The sequence below is a fragment of the Bacteroides sp. Phil13 genome, from assembly GCF_001940965.1.
GTDB lineage: Bacteria > Bacteroidota > Bacteroidia > Bacteroidales > Bacteroidaceae > Bacteroides > Bacteroides intestinalis.
On the sequence record NZ_MSHA01000074.1, the window covers coordinates 97,827 to 111,561 of the forward strand.

The window sequence follows — 13,735 nt, forward strand, 5'->3', positions numbered from 1 at the left end:
AATACCTATTTTGCTATCAAAATGTTTAGCAAAGATATATAAATAATTTCAAAATGATATAAGAAATTCGTATTTGTAATTTGTGAAAAAACGTATTCGAGTGAATGTTGTTTTAATATGATACAAAATGATGTGTTTTTATTTTAATATGAAAGATTTTATCTGCATTTGTATTTCATATTAAAATATGTGAATGGCTGGCAGTTTCGTTATATTGTCACATTGCCAACCCATAGTGCTTGGTAACCAGTTTTATTGGAATGCTTGCTAATATGAAGTGTTGTAGCAGCATCTGTTCATATACAATACTCAAGATGATATGTACCGCACATTATATAGAAAGAAAGTGTTATCTTTGCAATGAAGGTATTCAAAAAAAGGAGAAACAATATGAAACAGTTACTGGAACTGACCGACTTGGAAATACGTATGGGCTTTGCTGCGTCATGTGTAGAAGCTGCCGCAAAATGTGTGGGATGCTCCTATAGTGAAATGTATCAGCGTATGAAGCGTGTAGAGTTGATAAACAACTTCATTATTCGCCATTATGAGACTATTCATACCGAAAGTCGGGAGAACATTACCGATAGCGTTTTAGAATGTCTGAATAATTGGGAAGCCTATCAGGGCATTACAGCTCCGAAAGGTACTAATTTATATTTACTGAAACAACAAAAGAAAGGAGACTTTTCATGCTAACAGTCTATCATTGAGCCACATGTGAGGTAAAGCAACCACTTTGCAATGCAGGATGTCCGAATCTTGACTTTGGTCAGGGATTTTATGTAACCGATTTACGTGAACAAGCCGTTAATTGGGCTCAATGCCAAAGTGTAGGTCGTGAGCTGAGACCACAGTTAAATGTCTATAAACTGAATATTGAGCGTGTTCGTTCCAGATGTCGTTGCCTTCATTTTGAAGCCAATCCACCGGAACGGTGTACTACTAAGAATCTGTTTCTAATTGAACAGAGATTACAGCTGCATGTGTAAAATAGGATATTCTTTACCTTCTCCGTCCGTATTTGACCTTTTATATATATTAAAGCCTATATATTTATAAAAACCGACAGCTTGAATATTCTGCTCATTCACATCGACTTTAATTACATGCAAATTATCTATGGCATAAGTAATTAATTTTTTCCCTATTCCTGTGCCTCGATAATTATTGTCAATAAATAACATTTCAAGATTTCCTTCTGCAATTCCCATGAATCCGATTAAGACTCCCTCTTGTTCAAATCCGAATAGAGTGACATACTGAAAATATACTGGAAGTTGTTCCTTATAGTATAGAAAATCTTCCTCTTTAAGAAAATCATGTGTACTCAATACTGCGCTTTCCCAAATTTCCATCAAACGTGGATAATCTGTAACTTCAATTTTTCTAATCATAATTGTAACTGTTATTTAAAGTTGCAAAGTTCGGAACTTATGCATTCAAAACACTGAACCCAAGTTAAAAAATACGTTTACGGATTCTGCTTAGCGCTTGCGGTGTGATACCCAAATAAGAAGCTATATCTTTTAGTGGTATATAATTTAATGTAATGCCATATTCTTCAATCATCTGTTGATAATACTGTTCAGGAGAATATTTAATCAAGTCGATACTTCTTTTCAAGAGTTTATTCAACAATATAGCATTCAAGTCTTCAAATATAGTTTTTACCTTGGGGATAGCGGTATATAGCTCATTTACTTGTTTCTTATCTATTCGGTAAATAATACTATCTACAATCGTTTGCACATTAAATGTAGATCTTGTTTGTAATGTAAAAGATATGTTCGACATTGAAAACGTACCCTCTTTACAAAACCAAAAAGTTTGTTCTTCACCTTTATGATTTAAAAGCCAACAACGTAATATTCCATCAAAAACGAAATAACTATACCTTTCTGTTTCTCCTTCTTTAATCAAAAATGTACCTTTACTAATCAATATTTGTTCAAAATATTGGTCAAATAATTTAGATTCCTCTAAAGTAAAAGTATTGGTGTCAAAATTAAATTCTTTAAGTAGTTTTTCTAAAAGCATAATTTCCGTTCTCCTTATTTAACTTTTTTATATCCAGTGAGATATATTTTCAGTGACAAAGATATGAATTAATACTCACCGAACATATTTTTCATAAGTTTTGATAGTCGTTTTTTATATTGTTGGTTAGGAAAGAACTAAAGTGTCTATGGGTTACTCTGCTTTCGATTCCGTACTATTAACTATTTTTGTCGGATTACAATAAAAATCCTCGATTTTCTTTCGATATTAAACCAAATTTCTACTACTTACTTTGAAATTGTAAAAATGCTCCTTTTGCTTTAATAAGTTTGTTTTCTTTAACTTTTTGACAAGAAAATAACTTTTTTCTATTCTTTTGATAAATAAATAGGCAAAACATTAACTTTATGTTCTCGGGTTTTTATATCTTTGCAGCGCAAAATCAAATATTAATTAGTATGTGTGGAATCGTAGGCTATATTGGTCAAAAGAAAGCCTACCCCATTCTTATCAAAGGATTGAAGCGATTAGAGTATCGCGGATATGATAGTGCAGGGGTAGCATTAATCAGTGATAACCGACAGTTGAACGTTTACAAAACGAAAGGTAAGGTTTCGGAACTGGAAACTTTCGTTACTCAAAAAGATATTTCCGGTAACATCGGAATTGCCCATACCCGTTGGGCTACGCATGGGGAACCTTGCTCCGCTAACGCCCATCCTCATTATTCCTCTTCCGAACATCTCGCTCTCATCCACAATGGCATCATCGAAAACTACGCCGTCCTTAAAGAAAAACTCCAGGCCAAAGGCTATTCATTCAAAAGCAGTACGGACACCGAAGTACTGGTGCAACTGATAGAATTCATCCAGAAATCCAAAAATACAGATCTGCTGACTGCTGTGCAATTAGCGTTGCGTGAAGTAATCGGCGCATACGCCATTGCCGTGCTGGATAAGGACAGTCCGGATGAGATTATAGCAGCCCGCAAGAGTAGCCCGTTGGTGGTAGGTATCGGTGAAGATGAGTTTTTCCTGGCTTCGGATGCTACGCCGATTGTGGAATATACAGATAAAGTCGTATATTTGGAAGATGAAGAGATTGCCGTCATCCGCCGCGGAGAGAAACTGAAGGTGGTGAACCTGAAAAATGTGGAATGTCCGCACGAAGTGAAGACGGTGGCACTGAACCTGGGGCAGTTGGAAAAGGCCGGTTATCCGCACTTCATGCTGAAAGAGATTTTTGAGCAGCCCGATTGTATTCATGACTGTATGCGCGGACGTATCAATGTAGAAAGTACAAATGTGGTGCTTTCCGCAGTGATTGATAACAAAGACCGTCTGCTGGCAGCCAAACGTTTCATCATCGTGGCGTGCGGTACTTCCTGGCATGCGGCGCTTATCGGAAAACATCTGATAGAAAGTCTTTGCCGCATTCCGGTGGAAGTGGAGTATGCTTCAGAATTCCGTTACCGTGATCCGGTGATAGACAGTAAGGATGTGGTGATTGCGATTTCGCAAAGTGGCGAGACGGCGGATACATTGGCAGCTGTAGAACTGGCGCGGAGCCGTGGGGCATTTATCTATGGCATCTGTAATGCGATTGGTTCGTCTATTCCGAGGGCTACGCATACGGGCTCTTATATCCACGTAGGCCCTGAAATCGGAGTGGCTTCCACCAAAGCGTTTACGGGACAGGTGACAGTGCTCACCATGCTGGCGCTGACGCTTGCCAAAGAGAAGAATACGATAGATGAGGGGCAATTCCTTGCCATCGTGCAGGAGCTGAACCGCATTCCTGATAAGATGAAAGAAGTGCTGAAGCTGAACGGCAGCATTGCAGAGCTTTCCAAGATTTTCACGTATGCGCATAACTTTATTTATCTGGGACGCGGATATTCGTATCCCGTAGCCCTGGAAGGTGCGTTGAAGCTGAAAGAAATCTCTTATATCCATGCCGAGGGTTATCCGGCTGCTGAAATGAAGCACGGGCCTATCGCATTGGTAGATGCTGAAATGCCGGTAGTAGTGATTGCTACACAGAACGGGCTTTATGAGAAAGTATTAAGCAACATACAGGAAATCAAGGCGCGTAAGGGCAAAGTGATCGCTCTGGTGACAAAAGGGGATACGGTTATCAGCAAGATTGCCGATACTTGTATCGAGTTGCCGGAAACAATTGAGTGCCTTGACCCGTTGATTACTACGGTACCGTTGCAGCTATTGGCGTACCATATCGCAGTATGCAAGGGGATGGATGTGGATCAGCCGAGGAATCTGGCGAAGAGTGTGACAGTGGAATAAAGAGGGTAATATGAAATAAATAGTAAACGATAAATTGTACTTTGTACATTGTAAATTGTAAATGAACTGATGGAAGAACTGAAGCATGAATGTGGCGTTGCCATGATACGCCTGCTGAAACCTCTGGAATACTATGAACAGAAGTACGGCACATGGATGTACGGTTTGAATAAACTCTATCTTCTGATGGAGAAGCAGCACAACCGTGGACAAGAGGGCGCCGGTATGGCTTGTGTAAAGCTGGAAGCAAATCCCGGTGAAGAGTATATGTTCCGTGAGCGTGCACTCGGTTCGGGTGCCATTACCGAGATATTCGGTACGGTGCAGAGCAACTTTAAGGATCTGACAAAAGAGCAGCTTCATGATGCGGATTACGCTAAGAAATACCTCCCTTTTGCGGGTGAGGCTTACATGGGGCACTTGCGTTATTCCACTACCGGAAAGAGCGGCATTTCCTATGTGCACCCTTTCCTGAGGCGTAACAACTGGCGGGCTAAGAACCTCGCTCTCTGCGGCAATTTCAACATGACGAATGTGGATGAGATTTTTGCACGTATCACGGCTATCGGCCAGCATCCGCGGAAGTATGCCGATACATACATCATGCTGGAACAAGTGGGGCACCGTCTCGATCGTGAAGTGGAGCGCCTCTTCAATCTTGCCGAAGCGGAAGGATTGACAGGCATGGGCGTGACTCACTATATAGAAGATCATATGGACCTGGCAAACGTGCTGCGTACTTCGAGCAAGGAGTGGGACGGAGGCTATGTGATATGCGGACTGACGGGAAGCGGTGAATCGTTTGCCGTGCGCGACCCGTGGGGAATCCGTCCCGCATTCTGGTATCAGGATGATGAAGTGGCAGTGCTTGCCAGCGAGCGTCCTGTGATACAGACCGCTTTCAATGTACCGGCAGGCAGTATTAAGGAATTGATGCCCGGACAAGCCTTGCTGATTAACAAGGCGGGCAAGCTGCGCACCACCCAAATCAATAAAGTGCGCGAGGTGAAACCCTGTTCTTTCGAACGTATTTATTTCTCACGCGGCAGTGATGTGGATATTTACAGAGAACGTAAACTATTGGGTGAGAAACTGATACCTAATATCTTGAAAGCCATTAATAAAGACCTTGACCATACTGTGTTTTCCTTCATTCCGAATACAGCGGAAGTTGCTTTCTACGGCATGTTGCAGGGGCTGGATGATTATCTGAATGAAGAGAAAGTGCAACAGATTGCTTCCTTGGAACATAGTCCCAATCTGGAGGAGCTGGAACAAATACTTTCCCGCCGTATCCGTAGCGAAAAGGTAGCCATCAAGGACATTAAACTGCGTACGTTTATTGCAGAAGGAAACAGTCGCAATGACTTGGCTGCGCACGTGTATGATATCACCTATGGCAGTCTGGTGCCGGGTGTGGACAATCTTGTCATTATCGATGACTCCATTGTACGCGGAACCACTCTGAAACAGAGTATCATCGGTATTCTCGACCGCCTGGGTCCCAAGAAGATTGTGATTGTTTCTTCGTCCCCGCAGGTGCGTTATCCCGATTATTACGGCATCGACATGGCAAAGATGAGTGAATTCATCGCTTTCAAAGCTGCCATCGAATTACTGAAAGACCGGGATATGAAAGATGTGATTGCCGCTGCCTACCGCAAATCGAAAGACCAGGTAGGGTTGCCGAAGGAGCAAATGGTGAACTATGTGAAGGATATCTATGCACTTTTCACTGACGAGGAAATCTCCGCCAAGATGGTGGAACTGCTGACACCTGCCGGAACAAAGGCGAAGGTGGAAATCGTATACCAACCGTTGGAGGGGCTGCATGAGGCTTGTCCCAATCATCGGGGAGACTGGTATTTCAGCGGTGATTATCCTACACCAGGTGGGGTGAAGATGCTGAATAATGCCTTTATTGACTATATAGAACAAGTATATCAATTTTAACGAAATAGTGTTTAGTGATAAGTGATTAACGTTAATCACTTATCACTAAACACTAATCACTAACTAACATGAGAAATGTAACTCTTATCCTCGACGACGGGAGCCGCTTCCACGGCAAGTCGTTTGGCTACGAAAAGCCGGTAGCGGGAGAGGTGGTTTTCAACACAGCTATGACGGGGTATCCCGAGAGCTTGACTGACCCCTCGTATGCCGGACAGTTGATGACGCTCACTTATCCGTTGGTGGGCAATTATGGTGTGCCGCCTTTCACTATCGAACCGAATGGACTGGCTACCTTTATGGAAAGCGAACGTATCCATGCGGAAGCCATCATTGTAAGTGATTATAGTGAGGACTTTAGCCATTGGAACGCTGTGGAAAGCTTGGCTGATTGGCTGAAGCGCGAACAGGTGCCGGGCATCACAGGTATCGATACGCGTGAGCTGACAAAGGTGCTCCGCGAACATGGCGTGATGATGGGGAAGATTGTTTTTGATGATGAACCGGAGAATGTGCCCGATGCCGTGTATGCGGGAGTGAACTATGTGGATAAGGTGAGTTGCAAGGAGATAATCCGGTACAACGAAGGTGCGGGTAAGAAGAAAGTAGTCCTGGTGGATTGTGGAGTGAAGAGCAATATTCTTCGCTGTCTGCTGAAGCGTGATGTAGAAGTCATCCGTGTGCCTTGGGACTATGATTATAATGAACTGGAGTTCGACGGACTTTTCATCAGTAACGGCCCGGGTGATCCGGATACCTGTGATGCTGCGGTGCAGAATATTCGCCGGGCAATGAAGAATGAAAAACTACCTATCTTCGGTATCTGCATGGGAAATCAGTTGCTGAGTAAGGCAGGAGGAGCAAAGATATACAAGCTGAAATATGGTCATCGCAGTCACAATCAGCCGGTGCGTATGGTGGGTACGGAACGTTGCTTCATCACTTCGCAGAATCATGGTTATGCAGTGGACAACACTACGCTGACGGAAGATTGGGAACCGCTGTTCATCAATATGAACGACGGGTCTAATGAGGGCATAAAGCATAAACGGAATCCCTGGTTCTCTGCACAATTCCATCCAGAAGCTGCCAGCGGACCGACGGATACGGAGTTTTTGTTTGATGAGTTCGTGAAGCTGCTGTAAAATAGTATCTCAATTCCCCTCCTCCGTCTGAGGAGGGGAATTGAGATAGATTTTAGAAATATAATGAATAAATAGAAATGAAAGAAAACAATATAAAGAAAGTCCTGCTACTCGGTTCCGGTGCACTGAAAATCGGCGAGGCAGGTGAGTTCGACTACTCCGGCAGCCAGGCACTCAAAGCCTTGAAAGAAGAAGGTATCTACACCGTTCTTATCAACCCGAACATTGCTACTGTGCAGACTTCGGAAGGCGTTGCCGACCAGATTTACTTCCTGCCTGTCACTCCTTATTTTGTAGAGAAAGTCATCGAAAAAGAACGTCCGGATGGCGTTATGCTTGCCTTTGGTGGACAAACGGCACTGAACTGCGGTGTTGCCCTTTACAAAGACGGAGTTTTTGAGAAATATGGTGTAAAAGTTCTCGGTACTCCCGTACAAGCCATTATCGATACGGAAGACCGTGAGATTTTCGTGCATAAGCTGAATGAAATCAATGTAAAGACTATTAAAAGCGAAGCCGTAGAAAATGCCATTGATGCCCGTCGTGCTGCTGCCGAATTGGGTTATCCGGTGATTGTCCGCGCTGCATACGCGCTTGGTGGACTGGGTTCCGGCTTCTGTGACAATGAAGAAGAATTGGATGTGTTGGTTGAGAAAGCTTTCTCTTTCTCCCCGCAGGTGCTTGTGGAAAAATCCTTGCGTGGATGGAAAGAAGTGGAGTATGAGGTGGTGCGCGACCGCTTTGACAACTGTATCACCGTTTGTAACATGGAGAACTTCGATCCGCTGGGCATCCATACGGGAGAGTCCATCGTTATTGCTCCGTCTCAGACGCTCAGTAACTCCGATTATCATAAGTTGCGCGAACTTGCTATCCGTATCATTCGTCATATCGGTATTGTAGGAGAATGTAATGTGCAGTATGCATACGATCCTGAAAGTGAGGATTATAGAGTGATTGAAGTAAATGCCCGCTTGAGCCGTTCTTCTGCTCTGGCCTCTAAAGCTACGGGTTATCCGCTTGCTTTCGTTGCTGCAAAACTCGGTCTTGGCTACGGATTGTTCGACCTTAAGAATTCTGTAACGAAAACCACAAGTGCTTTCTTTGAACCTGCATTGGACTATGTGGTCTGCAAAATTCCCCGTTGGGACTTAGGTAAGTTTCATGGTGTAGACAAGGAACTGGGTTCCAGCATGAAGTCGGTAGGCGAAGTGATGGCTATCGGCCGTACTTTTGAAGAAGCCATTCAGAAAGGTCTGCGTATGATAGGACAGGGGATGCATGGTTTCGTGGAAAATAAGGAACTTGTTATCTCTGATATAGACAAGGCGCTCCGTGAACCGACGGATAAGCGTATCTTTGTCATATCCAAAGCTTTCCGTGCCGGATATACCGTTGATCAGGTGCACGAACTGACAAAGATCGATAAGTGGTTCCTGGAGAAGCTGATGAACATCATGAACACCAGCAAAGAGTTGGAGCAGTGGAGCAAGAACCACAAACAGATAGCCGATCTGCCTTTTGAATTGCTGAAAAAAGCCAAGGTACAAGGTTTTTCCGATTTCCAGATAGCCCGCGCCATCGGTTATGAAGGGGACATGGAAGACGGTATCCTCTATGTGCGCAATCATCGTAAGAGTGTCGGCATAGTTCCTGTAGTGAAGCAGATAGATACTCTTGCTGCCGAATATCCTGCACAGACTAATTATCTGTATCTGACGTACAGTGGCATTGCTAATGATGTTCATTACCTCGGTGATCGTAAATCCATCGTTGTACTCGGTTCCGGTGCGTATCGTATCGGGTCTTCCGTAGAGTTTGACTGGTGCGGTGTGCAGGCACTGAATACCATCCGTAAAGAGGGGTATCGCAGCGTTATGATCAACTATAATCCCGAAACCGTATCTACGGACTATGATATGTGCGACCGCCTCTACTTCGACGAACTTACCTTCGAACGGGTAATGGATATCCTTGAACTGGAAAATCCCCACGGGGTGATTATTTCTACCGGTGGTCAGATACCGAATAACCTTGCCCTTCGGCTTGATGCGCAGAAGGTACCTATCCTCGGTACTTCCGCCAAAAGCATTGACAATGCCGAAGACCGTGAGAAGTTCTCTGCCATGCTGGACCGTATCGGTGTAGACCAGCCTCGCTGGCGTGAGCTTACGAGCATGAATGACATCAACGAGTTTGTGGAAGAAGTGGGTTTCCCGGTACTTGTGCGTCCGTCATACGTGCTTTCAGGTGCTGCTATGAACGTTTGTTCCAATCAGGAAGAACTGGAACGCTTCCTGCAACTTGCGGCCAATGTATCGAAGAAGCATCCGGTGGTTGTCAGTCAGTTCATCGAACATGCCAAGGAGGTGGAGATGGATGCGGTGGCACAGAATGGAGAAATTGTGGCATACGCTATCTCTGAACATATTGAGTTTGCCGGGGTACATTCGGGCGATGCTACGATTCAATTTCCGCCTCAGAAGCTTTATGTGGAGACGGTACGCCGCATTAAGCGTATCAGTCGTGAGATTGCACGCGAACTGAATATCTCCGGTCCGTTCAATATCCAGTATCTGGCTCGTGAGAATGACATCAAGGTGATTGAGTGTAACTTGCGTGCATCCCGTAGTTTCCCGTTCGTCAGCAAGGTGCTGAAGATTAATCTTATCGAATTGGCTACGAAGGTGATGTTAGGGCTTCCGGTAGAGAAGCCGAATAAGAATCTCTTTGAACTGGACTATGTAGGCATCAAGGCCAGTCAGTTCTCTTTCAATCGTCTGCAAAAAGCAGATCCGGTGTTGGGTGTGGATATGGCATCTACAGGTGAGGTTGGGTGTATCGGAAGTGATACGTCTTGTGCCGTGCTGAAGGCTATGCTTTCTGTAGGCTACCGCATACCGAAGAAGAATATCCTGCTTTCTACCGGTACACCGAAACAGAAGGTGGAAATGCTTTCCGCTGCCCGTCTGCTTCAGCAAAAAGGGTATAAGCTCTTTGCAACGGGAGGTACCAGTAAGTTCCTTACGGAAAACGGGGTGGAGAATACGCAGGTGTATTGGCCCAGTGAGACCAACCAACAGCCGCAAGCGTTGGATATGCTGCACAAAAAGGAGATCGACATGGTGGTGAATATTCCGAAGAACCTCACTGCAGGTGAGTTGAGCAACGGATATAAGATTCGTCGTGCCGCTATCGACCTGAATGTTCCGTTGATTACAAATGCTCGCCTGGCAAGTGCTTTCATCAATGCTTTCTGTACGATGACGCTGGATGATCTGGCAATTAAATCGTGGGCGGAGTATAAATAATCTCTGTATAACAAAGTGATAGCGCCCCGTTACATTGCAAAGATGTGACGGGGCTTTTATTTTTATATGCTGCAAAACATATCTCTATTTCTTGCTGATTCAGAATAAATAATCTTTCTTTGTACCAGCACAGTTCAGCACAGCTACCTGTGTCATCCTTACTTTGATTAAACCTGTATACGCAATATGAAAACAATTTTCGGGCAACAAATGACGAAGGTGAAACAACTGGCCGATTTGATCAGCCAGGACATTTCCATGGGACGTTACAAGACGGATACCGCCCTGCCTTCCATCAATCAGCTGAGCTACGATTATAAAGTTTCCCGCGACACGGTTTTTAAAGCTTTTATTGATCTGAAGGAGCGGGGGATTATCGACTCTACCCCTGGTAAAGGTTACTATGTGGTGAACCGCCAGAAAAATATCCTGCTGCTGCTCGATGAATATTCACCCTTTAAAGATACGCTGTATAACAGCATCATCCGCCGCCTTTCTACGCGTTATAAGGTAGACCTGTGGTTTCATCAGTATAATGAAGCATTGTTCAATGCTATTCTTCGCGATTCCATTGGCCGTTATAATAAGTACGTGGTAATGAACTTCGATAATGAAAAGATTTCTCCTTATCTCTATAAGATAGACTCTTCCCGCCTGTTGCTGCTTGATTTCGGGCAGTTTGATAAACGGGAATATTCATACATCTGCCAGGACTTCGGTGAAGCCTTTTACGCAGCTATGGCTCAATTGTCAGACAGGTTGCAGAACTATCGCAAGCTTATCCTGTTTCTGGCCCGGGAAAGTAAGCACCCCAAGGAGACGTGCGATTATTTCAGGAAGTATTGTGCAGATCATCAATTGGAATGTGAGGTCATAGAGACTTTGGACGACAGGGAAGTGCATTCCGGTGAAGCCTATATTGCCATCCGTCAGGTGGATGTGGTGGAGATTGTGAAGAAGAGCCGTGCGGCAGGTTTGACGTGTGGTGTTGATTTCGGCTTGATAGCCTATAATGATACGCCGGCTTATGAAGTGATTGATAAGGGAATAACAGTGATGAGTGTTGATTGGCAAAAGATGGGAATCCTGACGGCAGATTTCATCTTGAGTGGCAAATCCATACAGGTTTGTCTGCCGACGGAAGTAAATTTAAGAGGCTCTTTATAGCCTTTTTTTACAAACTGATTTCAGCACAGTTCAGCATAGATGATGTTTTATTAACCAAATAAATGATAGCATGAAAAAGTATCCGAAAATCGGGATTCGTCCCACTATCGACGGCCGCCAGGGTGGCGTACGTGAAAGCCTTGAAGAAAAAACAATGAACCTGGCTAAAGCAGTAGCCGAGTTGATCACCAGCAACTTGAAGAACGGTGACGGAAGTCCGGTGGAGTGTGTGATTTCAGACAGTACCATCGGTCGTGTGGCCGAAAGTGCGGCTTGTGCCGAGAAGTTTGAACGTGAAGGCGTGGGTTCTACTATCACAGTGACCTCTTGCTGGTGCTACGGTGCCGAGACTATGGATATGAATCCGTATTATCCGAAAGCTGTTTGGGGATTTAACGGCACGGAACGTCCGGGAGCTGTATATCTGGCAGCTGTACTGGCGGGACACGCACAAAAAGGATTACCTGCTTTTGGCATTTACGGACGTGATGTGCAGGATCTGGATGACAATTCCATTCCTGCCGACGTTGCAGAAAAACTGCTTCGTTTTGCACGTGCCGCACAGGCAGTAGCAACCATGCGCGGAAAATCTTATTTGTCGATGGGTAGCGTATCCATGGGTATTGCCGGTTCTATTGTAAACCCGGATTTCTTCCAGGAATATCTGGGTATCCGTTGCGAATCTGTAGACCTGACTGAAATTATCCGTCGTATGACTGAAGGTATCTATGATAAGGAAGAGTTCGCTAAAGCCATGGCATGGACAGAAAAGTATTGCAAGAAAAATGAGGGCAAGGATTTCAATATCCCCGCAAAGACCAAGACTCGTGAGCAAAAAGACGAAGATTGGGAATTCATTGTGAAGATGACTATCATTATGCGCGACCTTATGCAAGGCAATCCGAAACTTCGTGAAATGGGATTCAAGGAAGAAGCACTTGGACACAATGCCATTGCCGTCGGTTTCCAGGGACAACGCCAGTGGACCGATTTTTATCCGAATGGTGACTACTCCGAAGCTCTGCTGAATACTTCTTTTGACTGGAACGGTATCCGTGAAGCATACGTAGTAGCTACTGAAAACGATGCTTGCAACGGCGTAGCCATGCTCTTCGGTCATTTGCTGACAAACCGTGCACAGATATTCTCTGATGTACGTACATATTGGAGTCCTGAAGCAGTGAAACGCGTTACGGGTAAAGAATTGACAGGTTTGGCTGCTAACGGTATTATCCATTTGATTAACTCTGGTGCTACCACTCTGGACGGTACAGGCCAGCAAACGAATGCACAGGGTGAACCTGCCATGAAACCTCATTGGGAAATCTCCGAGACCGAGATGGAGAAATGTCTTGAAGCTACCACCTGGTATCCCGCTAACCGTGATTATTTCCGTGGCGGTGGTTTCTCTTCTAACTTCCTGTCTAAAGGCGGCATGCCTGTGACGATGAGCCGTCTGAATCTTGTGAAAGGCCTCGGTCCCGTGCTCCAGATTGCAGAAGGATGGACGGTAGAGATTGATCCGGAAGTTCACAAACTACTGGATGAACGTACGGACCGTACGTGGCCTACTACCTGGTTTGTACCCCGTCTTTGCGATAAACCGGCATTTGAAGATGTGTATTCGGTAATGAATAACTGGGGAGCTAATCATGGTGCTATCAGTTACGGACATATCGGTCAGGATTTGATTACGTTGGCTTCCATGCTTCGTATTCCTGTTTGTATGCACAATGTGGATGAGAAGAAGATATTCCGTCCCGCTGCCTGGAATGCATTCGGCATGGATAAAGAAGGAGCTGATTATAGAGCTTGCACAACGTACGGACCTATCTATAAATAACAAATAGAAATA

Annotated in this window: 9 protein-coding genes and 1 pseudogene; 8 read left to right on the plus strand and 2 right to left on the minus strand. The window is 44.5% G+C overall.

Annotated elements, in window-relative coordinates; genetic code table 11:
* The first annotated feature begins 390 nt into the window (after nt 1-390).
* Nucleotides 391-699, plus strand: coding sequence for a DUF3791 domain-containing protein (locus BWI44_RS14370; RefSeq protein ID WP_138292112.1), 309 nt, complete (start codon nt 391-393; stop codon nt 697-699).
* Nucleotides 700-776: 77 nt separating this feature from the next.
* Nucleotides 777-992: pseudogene (locus BWI44_RS14375) on the plus strand (hypothetical protein); the annotation flags it as partial.
* On the opposite strand, the gene BWI44_RS14380 reads toward BWI44_RS14375, so the two are convergent.
* The gene (locus BWI44_RS14380) at nt 975-1,397 is read right to left on the minus strand and encodes a GNAT family N-acetyltransferase (protein ID WP_138292111.1); all 423 of its coding nucleotides are present in this window, start codon (nt 1,395-1,397) and stop codon (nt 975-977) included. The pseudogene BWI44_RS14375 and the gene BWI44_RS14380 sit on opposite strands and share 18 nt — an antisense overlap.
* 64 nt (nt 1,398-1,461) lie before the next feature.
* Nucleotides 1,462-2,040: a Crp/Fnr family transcriptional regulator gene (locus BWI44_RS14385; protein ID WP_138292110.1), complete on the minus strand. Its 579-nt coding sequence runs from the start codon at nt 2,038-2,040 to the stop codon at nt 1,462-1,464.
* A gap of 419 nt (nt 2,041-2,459) precedes the next feature.
* On the opposite strand from BWI44_RS14385, the gene glmS reads away from it, so the two are divergent.
* The 6 genes from glmS (at nt 2,460) to fucI (ending at nt 13,723) form a co-directional block, all read left to right on the plus strand.
* Complete coding sequence (gene glmS, locus BWI44_RS14390) at nt 2,460-4,304, plus strand: glutamine--fructose-6-phosphate transaminase (isomerizing) (RefSeq protein ID WP_286814719.1); 1,845 nt, start codon at nt 2,460-2,462, stop codon at nt 4,302-4,304.
* Between the two features lie 69 nt (nt 4,305-4,373).
* On the plus strand, nt 4,374-6,257 hold the full coding sequence (locus tag BWI44_RS14395; RefSeq protein WP_195209715.1) for an amidophosphoribosyltransferase: 1,884 nt from the start codon (nt 4,374-4,376) through the stop codon (nt 6,255-6,257).
* 68 nt (nt 6,258-6,325) lie between these two features.
* Nucleotides 6,326-7,402 (plus strand): glutamine-hydrolyzing carbamoyl-phosphate synthase small subunit, encoded by a 1,077-nt coding sequence (gene carA, locus BWI44_RS14400; RefSeq protein ID WP_007214323.1) that lies wholly within the window; start codon nt 6,326-6,328, stop codon nt 7,400-7,402.
* 77 nt (nt 7,403-7,479) lie between these two features.
* On the plus strand, nt 7,480-10,713 hold the full coding sequence (carB, locus tag BWI44_RS14405; RefSeq protein ID WP_286814722.1) for a carbamoyl-phosphate synthase (glutamine-hydrolyzing) large subunit: 3,234 nt from the start codon (nt 7,480-7,482) through the stop codon (nt 10,711-10,713).
* A gap of 186 nt (nt 10,714-10,899) precedes the next feature.
* Nucleotides 10,900-11,880, plus strand: coding sequence for a GntR family transcriptional regulator (locus BWI44_RS14410; protein WP_286814724.1), 981 nt, complete (start codon nt 10,900-10,902; stop codon nt 11,878-11,880).
* Nucleotides 11,881-11,950: 70 nt separating this feature from the next.
* On the plus strand, nt 11,951-13,723 hold the full coding sequence (fucI, locus tag BWI44_RS14415; RefSeq protein WP_286814726.1) for an L-fucose isomerase: 1,773 nt from the start codon (nt 11,951-11,953) through the stop codon (nt 13,721-13,723).
* Nucleotides 13,724-13,735 lie beyond the last annotated feature (12 nt).